The sequence below is a fragment of the Xanthomonas sp. NCPPB 3569 genome (assembly GCF_041475645.2).
Taxonomy (GTDB): Bacteria; Pseudomonadota; Gammaproteobacteria; order Xanthomonadales; family Xanthomonadaceae; genus Xanthomonas; species Xanthomonas phaseoli.
This window is the reverse complement of sequence record NZ_CM192969.1, coordinates 4,174,724-4,197,982: the sequence shown is the minus strand read 5'-3', so window position 1 is coordinate 4,197,982 and position 23,259 is coordinate 4,174,724. Positions and strand designations below refer to the sequence as shown.

The 23,259-nt window shown below is 61.8% G+C and carries 21 protein-coding genes; 7 read left to right on the top strand and 14 right to left on the bottom strand.

Features of this window, described 5'->3' with window-relative positions; genetic code table 11:
- Positions 1–56: 56 nt before the first annotated feature.
- The 10 genes from ACCQ03_RS17970 to ACCQ03_RS17925 all read right to left on the bottom strand — a co-directional run bounded on the left by ACCQ03_RS17970 (position 57) and on the right by ACCQ03_RS17925 (position 9,677).
- Positions 57–449: a GtrA family protein gene (locus ACCQ03_RS17970; protein WP_057679562.1), complete on the bottom strand. Its 393-nt coding sequence runs from the start codon at positions 447–449 to the stop codon at positions 57–59.
- A complete protein-coding gene (locus ACCQ03_RS17965; RefSeq protein ID WP_057679563.1) occupies positions 446–1,744 on the bottom strand; it encodes an NAD(P)/FAD-dependent oxidoreductase in 1,299 nt (432 codons plus the stop codon). The genes ACCQ03_RS17970 and ACCQ03_RS17965 overlap by 4 nt, the downstream gene beginning before the upstream one ends.
- A gap of 40 nt (positions 1,745–1,784) precedes the next feature.
- Positions 1,785–2,729, bottom strand: a complete 945-nt coding sequence (locus tag ACCQ03_RS17960) for an NAD-dependent epimerase/dehydratase family protein (protein WP_057679564.1) — start codon at positions 2,727–2,729, stop codon at positions 1,785–1,787.
- Positions 2,730–2,760: 31 nt separating this feature from the next.
- Entirely contained in the window at positions 2,761–3,432 is a 672-nt protein-coding gene (locus ACCQ03_RS17955; RefSeq protein WP_057679565.1) for a class I SAM-dependent methyltransferase, read from the bottom strand.
- Between the two features lie 29 nt (positions 3,433–3,461).
- On the bottom strand, positions 3,462–4,190 hold the full coding sequence (locus tag ACCQ03_RS17950) for an SDR family oxidoreductase (protein WP_057679566.1): 729 nt from the start codon (positions 4,188–4,190) through the stop codon (positions 3,462–3,464).
- 2 nt (positions 4,191–4,192) lie between these two features.
- Complete coding sequence (locus ACCQ03_RS17945) at positions 4,193–5,494, bottom strand: FAD-binding oxidoreductase (protein WP_057679567.1); 1,302 nt, start codon at positions 5,492–5,494, stop codon at positions 4,193–4,195.
- Positions 5,494–6,882, bottom strand: coding sequence for a UbiA family prenyltransferase (locus ACCQ03_RS17940; RefSeq protein WP_039573106.1), 1,389 nt, complete (start codon positions 6,880–6,882; stop codon positions 5,494–5,496). Before ACCQ03_RS17940 ends, ACCQ03_RS17945 begins: the two co-directional genes overlap by 1 nt.
- A 102-nt stretch (positions 6,883–6,984) precedes the next feature.
- The gene (locus tag ACCQ03_RS17935) at positions 6,985–7,971 is read right to left on the bottom strand and encodes a lysylphosphatidylglycerol synthase transmembrane domain-containing protein (RefSeq protein ID WP_057679568.1); all 987 of its coding nucleotides are present in this window, start codon (positions 7,969–7,971) and stop codon (positions 6,985–6,987) included.
- A 15-nt stretch (positions 7,972–7,986) separates the two neighbouring features.
- On the bottom strand, positions 7,987–8,931 hold the full coding sequence (locus ACCQ03_RS17930; protein ID WP_150146934.1) for an electron transfer flavoprotein subunit alpha/FixB family protein: 945 nt from the start codon (positions 8,929–8,931) through the stop codon (positions 7,987–7,989).
- Positions 8,931–9,677 (bottom strand): electron transfer flavoprotein subunit beta/FixA family protein, encoded by a 747-nt coding sequence (locus tag ACCQ03_RS17925; RefSeq protein ID WP_003484150.1) that lies wholly within the window; start codon positions 9,675–9,677, stop codon positions 8,931–8,933. Before ACCQ03_RS17925 ends, ACCQ03_RS17930 begins: the two co-directional genes overlap by 1 nt.
- 223 nt (positions 9,678–9,900) lie before the next feature.
- Here ACCQ03_RS17925 and rfbB point away from each other — a divergent pair, with 223 nt between their 5' ends.
- From rfbB to ACCQ03_RS17900, 5 genes are all read left to right on the top strand, one after another.
- The gene (gene rfbB, locus ACCQ03_RS17920; RefSeq protein ID WP_057679571.1) at positions 9,901–10,956 is read left to right on the top strand and encodes a dTDP-glucose 4,6-dehydratase; all 1,056 of its coding nucleotides are present in this window, start codon (positions 9,901–9,903) and stop codon (positions 10,954–10,956) included.
- A gap of 45 nt (positions 10,957–11,001) precedes the next feature.
- Positions 11,002–11,889 (top strand): glucose-1-phosphate thymidylyltransferase RfbA, encoded by an 888-nt coding sequence (gene rfbA, locus ACCQ03_RS17915; protein WP_057679572.1) that lies wholly within the window; start codon positions 11,002–11,004, stop codon positions 11,887–11,889.
- Positions 11,886–12,443, top strand: coding sequence for a dTDP-4-dehydrorhamnose 3,5-epimerase (gene rfbC / locus ACCQ03_RS17910; RefSeq protein ID WP_057679573.1), 558 nt, complete (start codon positions 11,886–11,888; stop codon positions 12,441–12,443). Before rfbA ends, rfbC begins: the two co-directional genes overlap by 4 nt.
- Positions 12,440–13,339 carry a dTDP-4-dehydrorhamnose reductase gene (rfbD, locus tag ACCQ03_RS17905; RefSeq protein ID WP_209226819.1) on the top strand — a complete coding sequence of 300 codons (900 nt, stop codon included), beginning with the start codon at positions 12,440–12,442 and terminating at the stop codon, positions 13,337–13,339. The genes rfbC and rfbD overlap by 4 nt, the downstream gene beginning before the upstream one ends.
- Positions 13,340–13,679: 340 nt before the next feature.
- A complete protein-coding gene (locus ACCQ03_RS17900; protein WP_057679575.1) occupies positions 13,680–14,846 on the top strand; it encodes a nucleotide sugar dehydrogenase in 1,167 nt (388 codons plus the stop codon).
- A gap of 302 nt (positions 14,847–15,148) precedes the next feature.
- On the opposite strand, the gene ACCQ03_RS17895 is transcribed toward ACCQ03_RS17900, so the two are convergent.
- Complete coding sequence (locus ACCQ03_RS17895) at positions 15,149–16,552, bottom strand: mannose-1-phosphate guanylyltransferase/mannose-6-phosphate isomerase (RefSeq protein ID WP_057679576.1); 1,404 nt, start codon at positions 16,550–16,552, stop codon at positions 15,149–15,151.
- Between the two features lie 47 nt (positions 16,553–16,599).
- Positions 16,600–17,946: a phosphohexomutase domain-containing protein gene (locus ACCQ03_RS17890; protein ID WP_057679577.1), complete on the bottom strand. Its 1,347-nt coding sequence runs from the start codon at positions 17,944–17,946 to the stop codon at positions 16,600–16,602.
- A 134-nt stretch (positions 17,947–18,080) separates the two neighbouring features.
- Between ACCQ03_RS17890 and ACCQ03_RS17885 the strand changes: the two genes are divergently transcribed.
- Positions 18,081–18,812, top strand: coding sequence for a CoA transferase subunit A (locus tag ACCQ03_RS17885; protein WP_017158865.1), 732 nt, complete (start codon positions 18,081–18,083; stop codon positions 18,810–18,812).
- Positions 18,812–19,441, top strand: coding sequence for a CoA transferase subunit B (locus ACCQ03_RS17880; protein WP_057679578.1), 630 nt, complete (start codon positions 18,812–18,814; stop codon positions 19,439–19,441). The genes ACCQ03_RS17885 and ACCQ03_RS17880 overlap by 1 nt, the downstream gene beginning before the upstream one ends.
- Before the next feature lie 56 nt (positions 19,442–19,497).
- Here the strand turns inward: ACCQ03_RS17880 and ACCQ03_RS17875 are convergent, their stop codons facing one another.
- Both ACCQ03_RS17875 and ACCQ03_RS17870 read right to left on the bottom strand, forming a co-directional pair.
- Positions 19,498–21,585, bottom strand: coding sequence for a glycoside hydrolase family 99-like domain-containing protein (locus tag ACCQ03_RS17875; protein ID WP_209226815.1), 2,088 nt, complete (start codon positions 21,583–21,585; stop codon positions 19,498–19,500).
- Entirely contained in the window at positions 21,582–23,231 is a 1,650-nt protein-coding gene (locus ACCQ03_RS17870; RefSeq protein ID WP_209226813.1) for an electron transfer flavoprotein-ubiquinone oxidoreductase, read from the bottom strand. The genes ACCQ03_RS17875 and ACCQ03_RS17870 overlap by 4 nt, the downstream gene beginning before the upstream one ends.
- Between the last annotated feature and the right edge of the window lie 28 nt (positions 23,232–23,259).

Genomic DNA, 23,259 nt, shown 5'->3' with positions numbered 1-23,259 from the left:
CTTGTCATTATGTAGAGCAGCGAGGTCGTGGCGCTGGCGAGAAGCGTGCAGGGTTTTCAGCTGCGGAAAGATAAACGTTTATGACCGATGTAACTCGTGAGTACAGGGGTGGCGACACCGATGGCATGCGCAATAGTCTCGGCGCCACGGGTCACGCCCAGCAAGGGCAGGAGCCAGCGCGCCAGTAGCAGGCTGACGCAGAACGTCTGCAAGAGCGCAATAGCATTCACAACCAGAAACCACATTACTTGCGAGTGCGCTGCATTGTTCGTGTCATTAAAAGCAAGCTTGCGCATCAGCACGAATGCCACGACAAGGCCGACCATGAACCCCAGAACGATCGCAAGTGAATATGGCACCCACTGGCTGAAGAGGATGCGCGAACAGAAATTGGCAGCAGCAGCGATGCCGCCAGATAAGACAAACATGAAAAAGCGCTTGCTGATCACGGCTCGCCTGCTGCAGTCTCAGCCAGGGTAGTACCAACCGCCAGACTTTCGGAAATTGAGCGGTCTTCAGGATAGTAATATGCTGTGTCGGCCATGTAGAAGCCGGTCAATGGCGTCTTCATCGCCGGCAGCATGTCCTGGAACCCCGGGGGGCAGATAGTCTGCGCAAATTCGTAACGATGGCAGTGCGTGGCGAGGACCCATTCCGGCTTGAATGCAGGGTTGATTCTAGGCAGATAGCTGATCACTTCATCGATCAGCTGCTGATTGCTCCATTGCCACTTCGGGTGGGTCTTGGGCATGTAATAGGGCGCATACAGGATCTTCTGCGCGGGGTCCGTGCCTGGGTTGAGATTGCTATATTCAATGACGCCAGGAATAGCGATGCTGTCATCGCTGATATTCATCCAGAAGTTTTCGCTGATCGGTTGGCTAAGCTTGAGAATGACGCATGCGACTGGAATATTTTCGATTCGACGTATGGAATCAGCGAATGCTGCAGGCAGTCCCGGTACCATCGCCGGCACATACTGAATCGGTGCGGTTGAGATCACCGCATCGTATGCGTGGAATTGGTTGCCCACGCGGATGCCGGTGACCCGGCCGGCTTCGGAAACTACTTCATCGATCGGCTGGCTGAGCAAAATACGGCCGCCACGACGCTTAATCTCGGCCACCATTGCATCCAGCAGGATGGCCGAGCCCCCCTCCAAATAACCCAGGCTCTCGTTGAACAGATTGCGCCGGGAGAGTGCAATGCGTTTGATGCGTGTGCCGATCCACGACGCCGACAGATCGTTGGCGTACTCGAAGAACTTCAGTCCAAACGCTTTCTCCCACATGACCTTATAGGCTTTCTTGCCGATCCAGCCTGTGATCCAGTCGCGTGCGTTCTCCTTGTCGAGCGCCGACCAGTCGGAGATGCCTTTGGTGTGCATCACGTGTAACGCATAACGCAGCTTACTGATCGGGCCCAAATGAGGGAAGCTGAGCAAGGCGAAAGGTGATCCCCATTTATAGAGCCGGCCATCGTAGAAATAGCCCATCTTGGTGTCGGTCCACTTCAGTTTATCGGCCATGCCAAGGCGGTCGAGCAACTTGAACAGCGGGTAGTCGGTTTTGCAGATGAAATGGTAATAGCGCTCGATAGAAAGGCCGTCGAAGTCGAAAGCCGCCGACATGCCGCCGATGCGGTCGTCGCGCTCATAGAGATCGACCCTGTGACCACGGTCCAGAAGTTCGAGTGCGGCCATCAGGCCCATGGGGCCACTACCGATGATTGAGTACGTGCTCATGTTTACCTTGGAGATGATGGATGACAGCCAGGGCAGGGCGTCAACGCTTGAGGACGATATGACTGTAGCGCGGGTCGCAGTAGCTTTCGCGGATGGCCTCTTCGAACGGGGTCTGGGTCACGCCGAAAATCGCCTGTGTATCTACGCCTTTGAAGTCATCGCCTGCCGAGAGTGCCTTGAGTTGATCGGCGGTGAAGGGCGGCTTGCTGCTGAAAAGGCTGTACACCCGGAGTAAAAAGGCAAAAAAGCCAATCGGGATATGCACGATCACAGTGCGCAGTTGTTTCGCGCGCTTGATGGTGCGAATGATATCAACGTAATCCACGCGCGTAGCGCCAACGATATCGTAGATGTCGCCCGCAGGTTCGCGCTCTATGCACTGCACGATGCAGCGACAGAAATCGCGCTCGTACAACGGCTGGCGCATGAACTTGCCGTCGCCGGGGATCGGGAATACCGGAGTGCGGGCCATGAAGCGCGACAGCCATCCCAGGTGCTTGGGGTCGAACCAGCCGAACATCAACGTCGGGCGCAAAACGCAGTGAGGGATCCCGCTGTTGCGGACTAGCGCCTCCTGTAGCTTCTTGGTCTCGGTGTAGTCATCAGTTGCAACTGAATTCACGACCGAAGAACTGATGTGCACCATGTAGGGAATCTGATGATCCACGCAAGCCTTCAGCACGTTTTCGGTCGCCTGTAGGTTGTTGCGGTCGAATAACGTGCGGAACTTGCCGGTGATCTGTGCATGCAACTGCACTATCAGGCGAGCGCCTGCGAACGCTTCGCTCCAGACACCGGGTTCGGCGAGATCGGCCAGTATCGTCTTTACGTCCGGATGCAGCTTGCGCAAGATCTCAAGGTTGTGCTCGTGCTTGTCGATAGCGACCAGCTGGGTGTAGCCCTGCTGTTTCATTTCGACGATGAGGTTCTGTCCCACCAGGCCTGCGGCACCGGTCAACACGATCTTGTCACTTTTCTGTGCCATGGATGGACTCTGAAACGAATGGAGGAATGGATCAGCCGCGCTTGTAGGCAACGACCAGCGCTTGCTTGCCCAAGAAGTGCCAGGCGAGCGGGATGCGCAGGTAAAGCGATACCAGCCACGGCGCCTGCGGTAGCCGGCTCTTGGTGGTATAGGGCAGGAATTTGGGGATCACTACCTGCGGCTCCAATCCCGCCATCAGTACTCCCTCGACGAGGCTACGGTCGCTTAGTGCCGTGTGGTGGTCGAAGTAATCCCAATACTCGTCATACAGGAAGCGAATGTTGGGTTGCAAGATAATGACCCTTCCGCCCGGCTTGAGCATGCGCGCGCTTTCCCGCAGCGTTTGCAATACGAGATCTTTGGTTGGCAGGTGCTCGAGAAAGTTGCTCATGAACACCGCATCCACGCTGGCGCTAGGGATCGAGCTGACCGCAATGCATGACTCATTGATCACGCGGATACCATCAGCGGCGAACTTGCGTACGTCAGGATTGAGGTCAACGGCGATCTTGTGCGCGGCCGGAATATTGTTGATGAACTCGCAATATCCTGCTCCGATGTCGACCACGGTCTCATTGGGTTTGACGAACCGACTGAAGTACTGCGTGCACAAGACTTGCCAGATCCGGTTCTTGTTGGCGAGTTCTTCCTTCGGGAAACGGTGTTGATAGAGCACGTCGAGATCGTGATCGATATCTGGCATCTCAGCACTTCCTCTGTGGATGGGGTGGTTTATAGCGAGATGCGACGAAAGATGAATTCCGGGATGTTCTTGATCACCAGCATGATTGCCCACCAGAAACTGGGCAGGTAGGCCACAGCGCGACGCTTGTCCACTGCACTGAGGATCCCCTTGGCAATCTGGTCCGGCTTTGCCCACAGTGCGCCCTTCTTGAAGGCTGCAGTCATGGGGGTGTCGACGAAGCCCGGCTTGATCGTGAGCACGTTGATGCCTTGCGGGCGCAGGCGCTGTCCGAGGCCGCTCAAGTAGGCGGTCACGGCTGCCTTGGCGCTTCCATAGAGGTAATTACTGGCTCGGCCGCGATCTCCAGCCACCGAAGAAATGACTGCCAGTGTGGCGCCCGACGTCAGTCGCGGCACAAGCGCTGCGCACAGCGCGATCGTGGAGGTGCCGTTGGTGGCGAATTCGCGCAGCGACAGTTCGACCGATGCGTTACATGCAGCTTGATCCGGGAGCGTGCCATGCGCGATCAACACGACATCGACACCGCCCAATGCAGCCCACGCTGCATCCAGAACCTCGCCATGACGCGCATTGTCGTTGACATCCAGCACGCCGATGCTGGTTCGCGCGCCGCGGGTGGTGAGGTCGGCCGCAATTGTTTCCAGGCGTGGGGCCTGGCGGCCGAGCAGGTGGACGGCCGCACCGCGTGCGGCGTAGCGTCGGGCGGTTGCTTCGGCAATGGCCGAGGTGGCTCCGATAATAAGGACGCGTTGCATGTCTACTCCGTGACCCGGCGCCAGAAGCCGGAAGAAAAACGTGGATCGAGATAGCTGCCGAACTCGCGCCAGCGGCCATAGGCACGCTGAAACGACTGTGCTGTCATACGTGCGTCCTTGGCAGGGTACAGAGCACCGCCTGCTTCGTCGACGATGCGGTCCAGTCGCTCAAGCAGGCGGAAGACATCAGGACCGGTATTGGGAAAGTCCAATGCCAAGGTCGTGCCTGGCCTTGGGAAAGACAGCATGCCGATGGAAGGTGTGTTGCCGAATTCCTTCAACACAGCCAGGAACGAGCCGCTGCCGCTGCGCGCGATCTCTGCAAGCAGCGCGTCCACTGCGTCCCGCGCGGTTGCGGGCGGCAAGACACACTGGTACTGCAGAAAGCCGGAGGGGCCGTACATGCGGTTCCAGTCACGGATGCCGTCAAGCGGGTAAAAGAACGGCAAAAGATGGCTGACGAAGCGTTTGTGCGGAGCCGGCTGGCGCCAATAGTAGAGCGCGTTGAAAGGCCGCAGGGAAAACGTGTTCACCAACGAAATCGGTGGAGTGACAGGCATGGAAAAACCTGCGCCTGGCGGTTTCGGTCGCTCGTGCGCAAGCCCGGTGCAGTGATCTGCGCGGGTAAAGTGCCCGCGCCCGCGCGCCTTGCCACTTGCCAGGCAGTCGATCCACGCCACACTGTACTCGTGGCTTTCGGCCGCGGCTGCCGATAACGCAAAGAACTCTTCAAGCGAGCCGAAGCGAATGTTTTCCGCTTCCAGCGCGGAGCTTGCGACGCGGCGCAGCTGAATTTCCGCCCAGGTGATCAGGCCGGTCAGCCCGAGTCCTCCCACTGTCGCTGCGAACCAGCGATCGGCGTGATCCGGAGTGCACACCCGCCGCTCGCCGTCGCTACGCAACAGCTCGAATGCGCGCACATGGTGACCAAAATTGCCGGTCCGATGGTGGTTCTTGCCATGCACGTCGTTGGCAATCGCGCCGGCAACAGTGACGTAGCGGGTGCCGGGAGTCACCGGCAGAAACCAGCCTTGCGGCAATACCAGCTCGATGATCTCGTTGAGAGTGACGCCAGCCTCGCAGCGCAGCACGCCACTGGCGGGATCAAAAGCGATGAATCGATCAAGCCCGCGCGCGCGCAGCAATACACCATCCGGATTCAGGCAACTATCGCCATAACTGCGCCCGTTACCACGCGGCAGCGCAAGGCCGTCGAATGCGGGCAGAGTCGCTGCACGATCGTTGATCGGTAGCAGCGTCTGCTGCGCGCTGGGATACCGCCCCCAGGATTGCCCTGCGGCCATCAGATGGCGCTCAGTGCGAATAACCCGCACAGCACCACAACAATCTGGCTGACACGGTCGGTGGCAGCGAACACGATCGGGTCGTCATGCATCTCTCCGCGATGCGCAATGATCCAGACCCTGCTCACCCAATACAGCAGCACCGGGCACACCAGCCAGAGCAGCTTGGGATTGCGGTACAGCTCCACGCTCTCGGGGCTGTTGATGTACAGCGCCATCACCATGACCGCGATGTAGCCGGCGGCCGCGCCCATGGATTGCAGCAGCGAGAGATCCTCCACCGAATAGGCCCGGCCACTGGCCCTGGTCTTGCCGCTGCTCAACATGGCATGCAGTTCCGTGTAGCGCTTGAGCAGCGCGAGCGACAGGAACATGAACATTGAAAATGCCAACAACCAGAACGACAACTCGATGCCGATCGCCACCGCGCCGCCGATGATGCGTACGGTGTAGAGCGCTGCGAGCAGCACCACGTCGATCATCACAATGCGCTTCAAGCGCAGCGAATACGCCAAGGTCATGATGTAGTAGGCAAGCAAGACCAGGGTGAATTCAATGTTGCATGCCAGCGACAGCAGGAGCCCGGCAATGGTCAGCGCGGGGGCGACCAGCAGCCCATGCAAAAGCGGGAGCCGACCTGCCGCGAACGGGCGCTTGCGTTTGCGTGGATGCTGACGGTCAGGCGTCAAATCCAGCAGATCATTGAGCACATAGACGCCGGAAGCGCATAACCCGAACGCGACCAGCGCAATCGTGGATTGCAGCACCGATTCCAGATCCAGGAATCGGTGCGCGGTCAGCAGCGGAACGAACACGAGCAGATTTTTCAGCCACTGGTGCAGGCGCAACGCCTTCAGCCATGCACGGGCGCGCGACGGGGCAGGCCAATGCGCATGCACGGTCGTGCGTTGCGCCGCTGCCTTTGCCAGTGCGGTGCCGTTGTTGACGACCCAGGCGCCACCGGCCTTGTCCCAGACGTGCAAATCCACGCTGCCGTTGCCGGCGTAATCGAAGTTGCCCTGACCAAACGCGTCGACCAGTACGTCTGCCTTGTTGCGACCAGACAGATTGCGCTTGCCATCGCTGGCAATGACCTGCTCGAAGAGGCCTAGATGCTCTGCAATAGGCTGCACCAGCAGTGCATCGGAGGCGGTGCACAACACGCGCGGGCGTTGCGTTGTGGTGCGCAACAGCTCGAGCACCTGGTGGTTGTAGGGCAGGGTCTCTGCAGGCAGGACGACGCGGGAGGCAAGTTCGCGCTTCAGTGCGGCCTTCCCACGCAACAGCCACAGTGGCAGCAAGAACACGTACAGCGGGTTTCGCGCCAGCAACGCCAGCACCGACTCATAGAGAATGTCCGAATTCAAAAGCGTGCCATCCAGATCCACGCACAAGGCGCGTCCCGAAACAACCGGACCGGTGGTGCTATTGATAGGGGCGGACATCGACTGCCTGGCGATCCATTGCGGGGCGCCGATTATACCTGTCGTTCACCGCGTGCTCTTGCGGATGGCGAATTCTGCGGCGAGCATGGACACTGCCCCGACGAGGATGGCGTACCAAAGCGTCACCAGCCGCGCGGCGACAGCAACCGCAATGGCGTCCGCAGTAGAAATTCCAAGCCGATTGAGCATCAGGACGATGGCCAGTTCGGTCGAGCCGACGCCACCGGGCACAAACGACAGTGCGCCGATCAGCATCGCAAGCGGGTAAATACCGAGCGCGACCATGGGATCCAGTTGCAGGCCCATGCCGACGCAAAGGCTCACGAATACTGCTGATGTCAGTCCCCAGGCGATGAACCCGGCAAGCATGCTTTGCGCGAACGCAGGCAGATCCAGGCAACTACGCAATTCCAGCGCTGCCGCTAGGAAAAAATGCGCCAGTCGCCGCAGCCAGCGGCCGGGAAGGCGCGCGGCCACGCTTTTCAGGTTGTCCAACAACGCGGGCCAGGCGGCTGCGCCGAACAGCGCACAGACAAAACCCAGCACGATTGCAGCTAGCGCGCCCAAGGTGGGGAATATCGACGCGGCCAGCAAGGACAGCGACAGGATGACCAGCAGGTCGGATGCGCGCTCGAAGACGAAGACGCCCAATGTGCGCTCGGCCGGAATGCCCATGCGCGCGAAGTAGCGAATCCGCATCAGTTCGCCTGCCTTGCCTGGCGTAGCGGTCAGTGCGAAGCCCGCCAAATAGCCAGCCAGGCCACGCCCCATTGGCACGCGATGTCCTTTGCGACGGAGCAGCCATTGCCAGCGCCAGTACCGAAACAGGTACGTCAGCGACACGGGCACGATTGCGAGCAACATCAGGTGCCAGACATCACTAAGCCGCGAAAATGTGCCGTTCCCGTGGTCTACCCAGACCAATGCGGCGATATAGCCGCCGCATAACAGCACGACGAAGCCGACCAGATAATCCAGACGGTGCCGCGATGTTGCGGCACCGTTGATGCCAGAAGGCGAAGGCGAATCCATTGCAGCAGACGGGCCTCAGCCCAACGCAGCCTCCAACTCCGGCAGCAGCGCAAACAGATCACCCACCAGCCCAATATCGGCAATCTCGAAGATCGGCGACTCCGGGTCCTTGTTGATTGCCACGATGGTCCCCGCATCCTTGATGCCGGTCAGATGCTGGATCGCGCCGCTGATGCCGATGGCCACGTACAGCTCCGGAGCGATGATCTTGCCGGTCTGGCCCACCTGCAGCTCGTTGGGCACGTAGCCGGCGTCCACTGCCGCGCGGGAGGCACCCACGGCGGCGCCGAGTTTGTCGGCCAGGCTGTAGATGTGCTTGAAGTTCTCGGCCGAGCCGACGCCGCGGCCACCAGAGACCACGCGCTTTGCGCTTTGCAGGTCGGGGCGGTCGGAGCTGCCTGCGGCCAGGCCGACAAAACGGGTATGGGTCGGCAGCGCGGCTTCCAGCGTGACCGACTCAACCGTCGCGCTTCCACCGCCGGCAGCTTCCGGCCAGGAGGCGCTGCGCACCGTCGCGACCACGGTCTGCTCGGCCGGGGCCTTGACGGTGATGATGGCGTTGCCTGCGTAGATCGGGCGCTTGAAGGTGTAAGCGTCTTCGACCGACATCAGATCGGAGATCTGGTTGACGCCCAGCAGCGCAGCCACCACTGGCATCAGATCCTTGCCGAAGGTGGTGGAGGGGCCGAAGACATGCGTATAGCCCTGGCCGGCAAGCTGGGCGATCTGCGGGCCCAGCACCTGCGCGATGGCATGTTCGTTGGCGGCGTTCGCCACCGTCAGCACGCGGGCAACGCCGGCGAGCTGCGCAGCCTGCGCTGCGACCGCTGCCGGATCAGCTGCCAGCACCACCACGTCAATGGATTCGGCCGAGAGCGCAAACGCAGCGCTCAACGTCTTGGCGGTGGCCGCATTGAGCTGACCGTTGAGATGTTCGGCAACAACGAGAACCTTGGCCATTACAGCAACCCCTTCTGCTTGAGTGCGGCCACCAGCTCGGCGGCGTCCTTGACCATCACGCCACGGCTGCGCTTGGACGGCGCGGCGTAATGGGTGGTGGTCAGGCTGTCATGCGCGTCGACACCCAGATCGGCAAACGCCAGCGTTTCCAATGGCTTGCTCTTGGCCTTCATGATGTCGGGCAGCTTGATGAAACGCGGCTCGTTCAGGCGCAGGTCGGTGGTGATCACTGCTGGCAGGTCCACTTCCAGCGTCTCCAGGCCGGCATCGACCTCGCGCGTGACCGTGGCCTTGCCGTCGGCAACAACGAGCTTGCCGGCAAAGGTCGCCTGCGGCCGGCCCCACAATGTGGCCAGCATCTGGCCGGTCTGGTTGGCGTCGTCGTCGATGGCCTGCTTGCCGAGGATGACCAGATCCGGCTGTTCCTTCTCGACCAATTTGAGCAGCGCACGCGCGGCGGTTAGCGGCTGAACAGCCGCGTCGGTCACCACATGGATTGCGCGATTGGCACCCATGGCCAGGCCGTTGCGCAGGTGCGCAGCCGCATCGGCCGGCGCCAGGGTGGCGACCACGACTTCCGTGGCGATGCCGGCATCGCGCAGGCGCAAGGCTTCTTCCAGGGCGATTTCGTCGAACGGGTTGGGCGAGAGCTTGACGCCCTCGGTCACCACGCCGGAGCCATCCGGCTTGACCTGAATGCGGACGTTGTAGTCCACCACGCGCTTGTAGGCGACGAGGATTTTCATCGTGTACGAGATCCTTCAGCGATTGCGGGAAGGCCCGGCCGCGGCGGCAGGCACGGGAGTGAGGGCATTCTAACCGGGTGAAGCGCACCATGCGATGGCGTATGGATGTTGCGGTGCAGCACCTCATGACGTTTGTAAGGCCATACTTAGGCCCGGTATTGCTCCAACCGTATATCCTGTGCCGTTTACGCCGCGCGGTTCGCGCGCGACCAGGAGACAGGCAGTGGCAACTTGGCTAGTAACCGGCGGAGCCGGCTTCATCGGTGGCAACTTTGTTCTTGAAGCGGTGGCGCGCGGGGTGCGCGTGGTCAATCTCGACGCGCTGACCTATGCGGGGAATCTGAACACATTGGCTTCCCTGGACGGCAATCCGGACCATGTCTTTGTCAAGGGCGACATTGGCGACGGCCCGTTGGTCGCCAGTCTGCTGCACGAACACCAGCCCGATGCGGTGCTGAATTTCGCGGCCGAGAGCCATGTGGATCGCTCGATCGAAGGCCCGGGTGCATTCATCCAGACCAACGTGGTCGGCACCCTGGCCCTGCTTGAGGCGGTCCGTGACCACTGGAAGGCGCTTCCGAAGGAGCGCCAGGATGCGTTCCGGTTTCTTCACGTGTCCACCGATGAGGTCTACGGCACGTTGGGCGAGACCGGCAAGTTCACCGAAACCACGCCGTATGCGCCCAACTCGCCGTACTCCGCGTCGAAAGCTGCTTCCGATCACCTGGTACGCGCATTCCGCCACACCTACGGTCTGCCGGTGCTGACCACCAATTGTTCGAACAATTATGGTCCGTACCACTTCCCAGAAAAGCTCATTCCGCTGGTAATCGCCAAAGCGCTGGCTGGCGAGCCACTGCCGGTCTACGGCGATGGCAAGCAGGTGCGCGACTGGCTGTTCGTCAGCGATCACTGCGAAGCGATTCGTACCGTGCTGGCGAAGGGCAAGGTCGGCGAGACGTATAACGTGGGCGGCAATTCCGAGCGGCAAAACATCGAGGTCGTCCAGGCGATCTGCGCGCTGTTGGATCAGCACCGTCCGCGCGACGATGGCAAGCCGCGTGCGAGCCAGATCACCTATGTGACGGATCGCCCGGGCCACGATCGCCGCTACGCGATCGACGCCTCCAAGCTGAAGAACGAACTGGGCTGGGAGCCCGCCTACACCTTCGAGCAAGGCATCGCACAGACGGTGCATTGGTATTTGACCAACCAGGCGTGGGTGCAGGGCGTGCTGGATGGCAGTTACCGCTTGGAACGGATCGGCGCATCGGCGTAACGCGAGTCCGCGCGGTCGTGCGCGGGCCTCACAAGGAACTATCTCATGACACAACGTAAAGGCATCATTTTGGCGGGTGGGTCGGGCACGCGCCTGTATCCGATCACCAAGGGCGTCAGCAAGCAGCTGCTGCCGGTGTATGACAAGCCGATGATTTACTACCCGCTGAGCGTCCTGATGCTGGCAGGTATTCGCGATATTTTGATCATCAACACGCCGCATGAGCAGGCGCTGTTTCAGTCTTTGCTCGGCGACGGCGCGCAATGGGGAATCAATATCCAGTACGCCGTGCAGCCCAGCCCGGACGGGCTGGCGCAGGCCTATCTGATCGGCCGCGACTTCGTCGACGGCAAGCCGAGTTGCCTGGTGCTGGGCGACAATATCTTTCATGGTCACGGTCTGACCGAAACGCTACGCCGCGCAGACGCGCGCGCGCAGGGCGCGACAGTGTTCGGTTATTGGGTCAACGATCCTGAGCGCTATGGCGTGGCTGAATTCGATCAGCAGGGCAAGGTTATCGATATTGCCGAAAAGCCTGAAAGGCCTCGCTCCAACTATGCGGTCACCGGCCTGTACTTCTACGATGGAAAAGCCAGCGATTATGCGGCTGCCCTGAAACCCTCCCCGCGTGGCGAGCTGGAGATTACCGATCTCAATCGCTGCTATCTCGATGCTGGTGAGCTGCATCTTGAGCCGCTGGGACGCGGGTATGCATGGCTGGATACCGGAACGCACCAGTCGCTGCACGAAGCGGCCAATTTCATCGAGACCATCCAGATGCGTCAGGGCCTGCAGGTGTGCTGCCCCGAGGAAATTGCATTCGGTCAGGGCTGGATCGATGCGGAACAGCTGGAGCGGTTGGCCGCCCCGTTGCTGAAGAACGACTATGGCAAGTATCTGCAGGAATTGGCTGTGCGAGGAGTAGTGCCGTGAAAATCGTCGAAACCCGTTTACCAGGTTGTGTGGTCATCGAGCCGGCCGTGTTCGGCGATGAACGCGGATATTTTTTTGAAACGTGGAATGCGGAGCGCTTCGGCCAGCATGGTCTGCCGACCAAATTCGTGCAAAGCAATGTGTCCACATCGGCCAAGGGCGTGCTGCGCGGGCTGCATTACCAGTGGCCGCGTCCCCAGGGCAAGCTGGTCAGCGTGCTTGAGGGTGAGGTCTACGACGTGGCTGTCGATGTCCGCCATGGTTCGCCCAACTTCGGGCAGTGGGTAGCAGTGGTGTTGAGCGCGGAAAATAAAAAACAATTCTGGATTCCAGAAGGGTTTGCGCACGGCTTTGCAGTGCTGTCGGAGCGAGCGGTGTTCAGTTACCTATGTACCGACGTCTACGTGAAGGAGGCCGACGCCGGCGTGCGCTGGGATGATGCGGCCATTGGCATCGATTGGCCGATCAGCAACCCGTTGTTGTCTGCAAAAGACTCCGCCGCGCCGTTCCTGGGCGATGTGCCGGCCGAACGCTTGCCGGTGTATACGCCGTGACCACGTTGGTACTGGGAGCCAATGGACAGGTCGGCACGGAATTGCTGCGGGCATTGGCAGGCGATGGCCCGATTCTGGCCACGACACGCAGCGGTCGATTGGCGGATGGTACCGCGTGTGAAGTAGCTGACTTCGACGCACCGCATCGCCTGAGCGAATTGCTGGACCGCTTGCAGCCAAGTTGCGTTATCAACGCAGCCGCCTACACCGCCGTCGATCGTGCCGAGCAGGAGCGTGATGCGGCTTTCCGCGCCAATGCGGAGGCGCCGGCGGTCATGGCCCAATGGTGTGCGCGCGCCGATGTGCCCTTGGTCCATTATTCGACCGACTATGTCTTCGATGGGCAGGGCACGCGCCCCTATCGGCCGGACGATGCCACCGCGCCGCTCGGCGTGTACGGGCAGAGCAAGCTGGCTGGCGAGCAGGCAGTGCAGGCGGCTGGCGGCCGTCACCTGATCTTCCGCACAGCGTGGGTCTACGCGGCGCACGGGCACAATTTCCTGCGCACGATGCTGCGCGTGGGCGCCGAGCGCGACGTGCTGCGCGTGGTCGCCGACCAGATCGGCACGCCCACGCCAGCGGCATTGATTGCCGACATCACGGCGCATGCGCTACGCCAGCCAGGCGAACCCTCCGGCTTGTGGCATCTGACCACCGCCGGGCAGACCACCTGGCACGGTTTCGCCGAAGCCATCTTCGCCCAGGCGCGCGCGCGCGGCCTGCTCGCCCGCACGCCGCGTGTGGAGGCGATCACCACCGCCGACTATCCGACGCCGGCCACGCGCCCGGCCTATTCGCGACTGGATACCCACAGCCTGCAGGACACCTTCGGCGTCCGCCTGCCGGACTGGCAGGATGGACTGAGCCAGGTGCTGGACACGCTCGCCCAACAGTGAACCTCGTCAGTGGTGCCATTGATTGGTGCAGCTTCAGCACCGACTCATAGCTTGCACTTCGCTTCGGCTACCATCGGAGGCTGATCCGCGCCGTACCGGCGAGCTGCTCCGCGCAGGTCGCCGTCGACGCGGATGTGCCGCTGAAGCGATGCCACTCACGATGCATACGTTGGACGTATGCAGGTGTGCGCTGCATCGCATCAGTCGGCACCGTGCAGGTTCTTGCGTATCCCCCAGCGGGCGCGCCGGTCCCATTGCGGGCTCGGCCGCACCGTCATTACGCCATGACCTGCATGCAGCGCGCTACATCCTCCCCCATCCAAAGTCGCAAGGAATTCCAATGAAGATCGCTGTCGCGGGTACCGGCTATGTCGGTCTGTCCAATGGCGTGTTGCTCGCCAAGCACCATGAAGTGGTGGCGCTGGACATCGTCGAGTCCAAGGTCAAGCTGCTCAACGAAGGCCGCTCGCCGATCGTCGACAAGGAACTGGAGGCCGCGCTGGCCGAGGGTGGTTTGAACTTCAAGGCCACCCTCGATGCCAACGAGGCGTTTGCCGGCGCCGAATTCGTGATCATCGCCACGCCCACCGACTACGATCCGGACACCAACTATTTCAACACCAAGTCGATCGAGGTCGTGATCGCCAAGGTGCTGGAGATCAACCCGCAGGCGACGATGGTGATCAAGTCGACCATTCCGGTCGGCTACGTCGCCAAGCTGCGTGCACAGTTCGGTACCGACAACATCATCTTCTCGCCCGAATTCCTGCGCGAAGGCCGCGCGTTGTACGACAACCTGTACCCGTCCCGGATCATTGTCGGCGAGCGCTCAGCGCGTGCGGAGACCTTCGCACGGCTGTTGCAGGAAGGCGCGCTCAAGCCCGACGTGCCGGTGCTGTTCACCGAGCCGACCGAGGCCGAGGCGATCAAGCTGTTCGCCAACACCTACCTGGCGATGCGGGTGTCCTACTTCAACGAACTGGACACCTACGCGCTCACCCATGGGCTGGATAGCCGCCAGATCATCGAGGGCATCTGCCTGGATCCGCGTATCGGCAGTCATTACAACAACCCTTCCTTCGGCTACGGCGGTTACTGCCTGCCCAAGGACACCAAGCAGTTGCTGGCCAATTACCAAAGCGTGCCGCAGACCATCATCCGGGCGATCGTCGATTCCAACACCACCCGCAAGGACTTCATTGCCGCCGACGTGCTGCGGCGCAACCCCAAGGTGGTTGGCATCTATCGGCTGATCATGAAGGCCGGGTCGGACAATTTCCGTTCGTCCAGCATCCAAGGAGTGATGAAGCGCCTCAAGGCCAAGGGCGTGGACGTCATCGTGTACGAGCCGACGCTGAGCGATCCGGAGTTCTTCCGCTCGCGCGTGGTCAACGACCTGGAGGCCTTCAAGCGCGAGGCCGATGTCATCATCAGCAACCGTATGGCCGACGCGCTGCAGGACGTGCAGGACAAGGTGTATACGCGCGACCTGTTTGGCGATAACTGAGCCCGGCCGGCGCCGGGTTCTAGCCGGTGGCAATGCTACTCGTCTAGGCGTCCATGAGGTTCACGCGATGCGGCGCTGTCGTCGCCTCGCAGGCGGCCCCGCTTGGCTTTCCAAAACGGTATCCGAGTGCGGGCGATGCAACTGCGTCGCCCGCATGCATGGGAGTGCAATGCCGTTCGCGCAAGCATGCGACCTTTGATCTGCCAACGCGTAGCGTGTCGCAATCGAAAGTGAGTGGTGCATAACGCAAGACGGCGGCCATAGGCCGCCGTCGATCTTGCCTTCTACGTTGAGACGCGCGATTAAGCGCGCCCGTAGGTGTCTTCGAAGCGCACGATATCGTCTTCGCCCAGATAGCTGCCGGACTGCACCTCGATCAGCTCCAGCGGCAGCTTGCCCGGATTGCGCAGGCGATGGGTCACGCCAAGCGGGATGTAGGTGCTCTGGTTTTCGGTCAGCAGCAGCACTTCTTCGCCACGCGTCACTTCGGCCGTGCCGCTGACCACGATCCAGTGTTCGGCGCGGTGGTGATGCATCTGCAGGCTCAGCACCGCACCCGGTTTGACGGTGATGCGCTTGACCTGATGGCGCTGGCCCATGTCGATGGAGTCGTAAGCGCCCCATGGACGGTAGACCTTGCGATGCCAGGTGGCCTCGGAACGGCCAGCGGTCTTGATCTGGCTGACGACGTCCTTGACCTCCTGAATGCGGTCGCGGTGACCGACCAGCACGGCGTCCGGCGTTTCGACGACCACCACATCCTCAAGCCCCACCATGGCGATCAGGCGCGAGCCGTACGCGTAGGTGTTCTGGCAATCGAGCTGGATCACGTCGCCATGGTGCGCGTTGCCTTGCGCATCCTGGTTGGAAACATCCAGCAGCGAGGACCACGAACCGACGTCGTTCCAACCCGCATCCAACGGCACCACGACCGCATCGGCGGTCTTTTCCATCACTGCATAGTCGATCGAATCCGACGGGCTGGCAGCGAAGGCGTCCTTGTCCAGACGGGTGAAATCAGCGTCGCGCTTGCCGTTTTCCCACGCCTTCTGGCACGCATCGGCGATTGCCGGATGGAACTTGCGCAGTTCTTCCAGATAACGCGACGCACTGAACAGGAACATGCCGCTGTTCCAGTAGTACTCGCCGCTTGCCAGGTAGCTTTGTGCGGTGGCGAGGTCGGGCTTTTCGACGAAGCGCTCGACTGCGCTGGCACCGGTACCGGCGCTGGCCTTGATATAGCCATAGCCGGTTTCGGGCGCAGTCGGCTTGATGCCGAAGGTCACCAGCTTGCCTTGCTCGGCAGCAGCCGCTGCCAAGGTCACTGCCGCCTGGAATGCAGCCTCGTTCTGAATGACGTGATCGGAAGGCAACACCAGCAATAGCGGGTCGGCGCCATCGCGGGTTGCTTCAAGCGCTGCAACGGCAATTGCCGGCGCTGTGTTGCGTGCCTTGGGCTCGAGCAGGATGGCCGAAGGCTTCACGCCCAACTGCTGCAGCTGCTCGGCAGCCATGAAGCGGTGTTCTTCATTGGCGACCACGATGGGGGCGTGGCCTGCGACGGGAGCTGCGCGCAGCCAGGTGGACTGCAGCATGCTCTTGTCGCCGACCAGCGGCAGGAATTGCTTGGGATAGGACTCGCGCGACAGCGGCCACAGGCGCGTGCCGGAGCCGCCGGACAAGATAATGGGTAGGACGTCGCTCATGGGCGGGGGAAACTCCAAAGTGCGTCTATGGGTGGGAGAGGGGTCAATCAGCCGCGCAACAGGTTGGAAATTTCCTGCGTACGCGTTTCCAGCAGTGCGGCATCGCCGCGCGTTTCCACGTTCAAGCGCAGCAGCGGCTCGGTGTTGGAGCTCCGCAGGTTGAAACGCCATTGGCCAAAATCGGCGCTGATGCCGTCGGTGTAATCCAGCTTCGGCGACAACGCGGCGTAGTGCTCCATCACGCGGGCAACCGAGGCCTTGGCATCGGCCACCTTGAAGTTGATCTCGCCGCTGCAGGGGAATTTCTGCATGCGCGCTTCGACCAGATCGGCCAGCGAACGGCCCGACTGCGACACCAACTCGGCGATCAGCAGCCACGGAATCATGCCGGAGTCTGCGTAGGCGAACTCGCGGAAATAGTGGTGTGCGCTCATCTCTCCGCCGTAGACGGCATTTTCGCTGCGCATCTTTTCCTTGATGAAGGCGTGGCCGCTCTTGCACAGCACCGGAATGCCACCGGCTTCTTCGACCTGCTCGACCGTGTTCCAGGTCAGGCGCGGGTCGTGCACGACCTTGCCGCCCGGCTGCTTGGCAAGGATGGCTTGCGCGAGCAGTCCGACCAGGTAATAGCCTTCGATGAAGCGTCCGGTGTGATCGAAGAAGAAACACCGATCGAAGTCGCCGTCCCACGCGATGCCGAAATCGGCGCCGCTGTCCTTGACTGCCTTGGCGGTGGCGTCGCGGTTTTCCGGCAGCAGCGGGTTGGGGATGCCGTTGGGGAAATTGCCATCGGGCTCATGGAATACGCGCACGAACTCGAACGGCAGGTGCGGCGCAAGCAGATCGACGATCAGACCGGCGCCGCCGTTGCCTGCGTTGACCACCAGCTTGAGCGGCTTGAGCGTGCTGCGGTCCACGTAGCTGAGCAGGTGCTCCAGGTACGCGGTCTTGTCGGCGCGGCTCTGCTCATTTGCGGTGGGCTCGCCGGGCGCGGCGGTATCGGCCGCGACCGTGTCGCGGATAGCGAACAGGCCGGTATCCGAGCTGATCGGTCGCGCTTGCTCGCGGACCAGCTTCATCCCGTTGTAGTCCATGGGGTTGTGACTGGCGGTCACCATCACGCCGCCAGCGGCCTTGAGGTAATCGGTCTGGAAATAGACTTCCTCGGTGCCGCACAGGCCGATGTCGATCACTTCACGGCCGCTGGCGCGCAGGCCGGCCGAAAGCGCTTCCTGCAGCGCCGGGCTGGCCAGGCGCACGTCGTGGCCCAGGACCACCGGCCCTTGATCCAGTTGCGCCGCCAGCGCCACGCCGATGCGGCGGGCCAAGTCCTCGTTGAGTTCATCCGGCACACGGCCGCGAATGTCGTAGGCCTTGAAGGCGGGTAGCGTCATGGGCAAATCCTGAAGTGGGGGACGCCCGAGTTTAGCGGCTGCGCCGTGTCTTGGGTGTGGCGGAATTGCGACCGGGGACAGGGAACAGTCAGCGGATAGAATGGGCGCTTCACATCGGCGAGGTGAGGGCGGTGATGCGCAGTGACGGACGCGGTGCGGCAAGCGGCAAACGCTATGCCGATGCCAAGGCAGCACTGGACGGGGTACTGGCCAATGGCCAGACCCTGGCGGTGGGCGGCTTTGGGTTGTGTGGGATCCCGGAGGCATTGATTGCAGCCGTGCGCGACAGTGGGATCGGAGGGTTGACCGTGATCTCGAACAACGCCGGCGTCGACGGATTCGGGCTTGGTCAATTATTGGCCACCCGGCAGATCCGCAAGATGATTTCGTCCTATGTGGGCGAAAACAAGGAATTCGAACGCCAATACCTGGCTGGCGAACTCGAGCTGGAGTTCAATCCCCAAGGCACCCTGGCCGAGCGTTTGCGTGCCGGTGGCGCCGGCATTCCAGCGTTTTACACCGCCACCGGTTACGGCACGATCGTGGCCGAGGGCAAGGAAACGCGCGAATTCGACGGCAAGCATTACGTGCTGGAAACCGCGTTGCAGGCCGACGTGGCGCTGGTCAAGGCATGGCGCGCCGATACCGCCGGCAACCTGGTATTTCGCAAGACCGCGCGCAATTTCAATCCTGCCTGCGCCATGGCCGGACGCGTGTGCATCGCCGAGGTCGAGGAGATCGTGGCGCTTGGCGTTATCGATCCGGATCAGGTGCATCTGCCCGGTATTTACGTGGACCGCCTGGTGCTCAACGCCACGCCGGAAAAACGCATCGAACAGCGCACCGTGCGCGAAGGACAGCAGTGATGGCCTGGACCAGAGACCAGATGGCCGCACGCGCGGCACGCGAACTGACCGATGGCGCCTACGTCAACCTGGGCATCGGCTTGCCGACGCTCGTCGCCAACCACATCCCCGACGGTGTGGATGTGTGGCTGCAGTCGGAAAATGGCCTGCTTGGCATCGGCCCGTTTCCGACCGAAGACGAAGTGGATGCAGACCTGATCAATGCAGGCAAGCAGACCGTGACCGCCCGCGCCGGTGCCAGCTATTTCGGGAGCCACGATTCGTTCGCGATGATCCGTGGCGGCCACATCGACCTGGCGATTCTCGGCGCGATGCAGGTCACCGACCGTGGCGATCTGGCCAACTGGATGGTTCCAGGCAAGATGGTCAAGGGCATGGGCGGTGCAATGGATCTGGTGGCCGGCGTCAAGCGCGTAGTGGTGTTGATGGAGCACGTCGCCAAGGACGGAAGCCACAAGATCTTGCGCGAATGCGACCTGCCACTGACCGGCGTCGGCGTGGTGGACCGCATCATTACCGATCTGGCGGTGTTCGATGTCACTGCAGATGGATTGGTGCTGGTGGAGGCGGCAGAAGGTGTGGCGCTGGACGAGCTGCGTGCCAAGACGGGTGTTGAATTCGCTGCCTGACCGAGGCGATCTACGCAACGGCGAGCGCATGAGCAACTAGCGACACGCAAGGCGCCTCAAGGCGCCTTGCGTGCGTAGCGGTAAGGTCCGGTTGCGGTAGGTTGAGGGATTCCCGACAGCTGTTCGATGGTTGCGACGTGGTGTCCGCAATGGCTCACCGCAACAGCCAGGAAGCGCTCGATCGCATGGGCCAATGTTCCATCGATCTGACCTTGCTCGTTTTCAAATTCGCTGGGATGCAGGTGCGCATCCAATAACGGACGCAGCGCTTCCAGCTTGACCCAGAACATACTGCCGGACGCGAACACGCTGTGTTCGTTTATTGCGTGCGTGCCTGTGCGGACAGCGAGGTAGTCGAGTGCATCGGCATTGCCGCCGATAAATTCGGTGACGGGCAATAGATGCTGCGCGGGCGCCGCCAGGCCGAGCAGCGGGTCCTCGGCGAATCCGCGCACGATTGCGTCGACGTGCTGTGGCGCGAGCAATGCGGCGAACATTTCGCGCCGCCACATGTCTCCATCCTCGCGGTGGGTCGATTTTTTCGTGTGCAGCTTCAAAACCACCTGCTCACCTTCGTCGAGCAATCGATTGGCAACCCGCAGGAAAGGAAGAATATCGCGGCCGCGATTTTCGAAGCCTTCCACCTGCGCCTGGACGCGGCGCTGCTGCAGGCGCTGGCGAACCTGCTCGACCATCGTGATATCGGTAGTGATGACAAGCCGCAGCGGCAGTCCGCAGTGAGCGATTGCGTCTAGCGCTTCGTCCAGTACGTCGAGGTACCAGGCGTGCAACACCACGCAGGCATCGCGCTGATCAGCGCCGGTGGCGGCTCCTGCCGTGTGCAACAGCGCTTGCCGTGTCGCCTGCAGCCATGCGTATCCAAGGCGGGTATCGGGTTCGAGCACGGCGCCCTCGGCCCACTCGTTCCAGGCGTTGATGAACACCAGACGCTGGCTTGGCAGAGTATTGGCCAGGCGCTGCTGCATGGTGCAGATCAGCCAATCGCGATAGCGACGAGGTGATGCATGCAGATAAATGCGGCCCTTTCCCGAGCGCCGCGGCTCGTTGTCCCAGCCAGGGTTTACACCCGGGTACAAGGTGTACTCGCGCAGCGGTCGCTGCTCCATGTCGCGGGCAAGTTCTCGCCAGTCGAGTACTTCGCCATTGAAGTCTGGATTGATCAAGCGCTGTCTGGAAGCCACCGAAGGCGGCGTGCTCATGTTCGGCGGGAATTCGACGGCAGCATCGAATCCGATATCGCGCGGGTCGGGTCGTTCGAAACCCTGCACATACGCAAGGTGAATCTCGCCGATTCCGTGGTCGCGGCACCAGCCCCGCCAGCGATCGGCCGTCTGTGCGGGCTCAGGCAGCAAGTGTGGTCGATACACCAACAGTACTGGCCGCCCTTCGACGCGCAGGTACTTGGGATTTTGCATGTACGTCGCGACATGCGCGATAAAGGCCAGGTCGTCATCCGCATCATGCGCCTGATCGATCAGGATATCGTCGCCGCGGCCATCCCAGCGGCGTGCCCATTTTTCGTTGGCCCAGCAAAGACAGAACGGCAGGGTGATCGTGTCATCCTGATGCCATTGGGTAATCGGCATTTCCAGCAAGGTCTTGCCGGCAAACCAATAGAAATAAAAACAGAAGGCGCCAAGGCCATACTCTTGGGCCAGGCGCGCTTGCTCGCGCATGACATGGGGATTGCGAAGGTCGTAGAAGCCCAGATCCGCCGGGAGTCTGGGTTGTTGGTGGCCTTCAAACTGGGGAAGTGCACGGCTGACATTGCGCCATTCGGTGAATCCCTTGCCCCACCATGCATCGTTTTCAGGGATCGGGTGAAATTGCGGCAGATAAAACGCGATCAGCTTTGCAGGAAGCGTTGCAGGCAGCGTGGCCGCGCCGTATGGGACATACCCAATCGCTGCTTCGTCGCTGCGGACTGCCGGGCGTCGCGAGCTGCCATGGCGCACCCGGCCGCGTGCCGGTTCCGGGACCCAGTCCGCATGGCGATCCAGAAACCAGCCGCGCCAGCGGTCGCGCGTCGCGTCACTCAGCGGTATCGCACGAAATCCTGCGCGCAACAGGCCGAATACCGATGTGCGCAGGCGCGACTGCAACGAGCGACCGGGCGCACTCACAGATTCTGGTAGTTCGGACCCGAACCACCCTCCGGCGTGACCCAGGTGATGATTTCGTACGGATCCTTGATGTCGCAGGTCTTGCAGTGCACGCAGTTGGCCGCGTTGATCTGCAGGCGCTTGCCGGAGGGGCTGGCGGTGTCTGCGACCATTTCGTAGACGTTGGCCGGGCAGAAGCGCGTGCAAGGGTTGTCGTATTCGGTGACACAGCGGGTGGCGCACACATCGGTGTCCAGCACCTTCAGATGCACCGGCTGGTCTTCATTATGCTCGGTGGCGGCGAAATAGACAGCTTGCAGGCGATCGCGCGGGGCCAGGTCGCGGGTGACGTAGTCGCGCTTGGGTTGTTCGTACTCGCCGAGCTTGTGCAGCGCCGACCAGTCGGGCTTGTTCTTCAGCGTCCACGGCGAGGCGCCCTTGAGCGCGGTTTCCCAAGCCGCGTTGAGCAGGCCGAACCACAGGCCCTTCTTGAAGCCGGGTTTGATGTTGCGGACTTGCTTCAGCTCGGCCATGACCTCGGAGGCGCGCAATTTGGCATCGAAGCCCTGCGGCGCCAGCTGCGATTGCACCAGGTGTTCGGCGGCCAACATGCCGCTGCGAATCGCCTGGTGGGTGCCCTTGATCTTGGGCACGTTGAGCAGGCCGGCGGTGTCGCCGATGAGCAAGGCGCCGGGCATGTCCACCTTCGGCAGCGATTGCCAACCGCCACTGACCAGTGCGCGGGCACCGGCGGACAAAATGCTGCCACCTTCCAGCAGCGGCTTGATCATGGGATGGTTCTTCCATTGCTGGAAGGCTTCCCACGGCTGGTAGGTCGGGTCGCTGTAGTCCAGCCCGCTCACATAACCGAGCGCAATCTGATTGTTGTCCAGGTGATACACGAAGCTGCCGCCGTAGGTGCGGTTGTCGGCTGGCCAGCCGATGGTGTGCACGATCTTGCCGGGCGTGACGCGGCCTTCCGGGACCTGCCACAGCTCCTTGATGCCGATCGAATAGCCTTGCGGGTCGCTGTCGGCGGTGAGGTCGAAGCGCTTCAACAATCGCTTGGTCAGGTGACCACGCGCGCCTTCGGCAAGCACGGTGACCTTGGCGCGGATGTCGATGCCGGCGGTGTAGCCGGGCTTGTGCGTGCCGTCTTTTGCAATGCCCATGTCGCCAATGCGCACGCCCACCACCTGGCCGCTGTCGTCGTGCAGCGTTTCGGCTGCGGCGAAGCCGGGGTAGATTTCCACGCCCAGCGCTTCGGCCTGCGGCGCCAGCCAGGCGCACATCGCGCCCAGGCTGACGATGAAATTGCCATGGTTACGCATGCCGGGCGGAACCACCGGGAACTTGCGTGCGCGGTCCTTGCCGAGGAACCAGAATTCGTCGTCGGTGGCCGCCACGCAGATCGGCGGCGGATTGTCGCGCCAGCCAGGCAGCAAGGCATCCAGCGGGCCGGGTTCGATCACCGCGCCGGACAGGATATGCGCGCCGATGGTGCTCGATTTTTCGATCACGCAGACGCTGATGTTCGGATCGAGCTGCTTGAGCCGGATCGCAAACGACAGGCCGGCCGGACCGGCACCGACGGTGACGACGTCGTATTCCATGACGTCACGCTCGACCGCCTCTGACGCGTGTGCGCCCACTCCCGCTTCCGACATTGCTCCGCTCCCGTTGGCTCGATGGCTG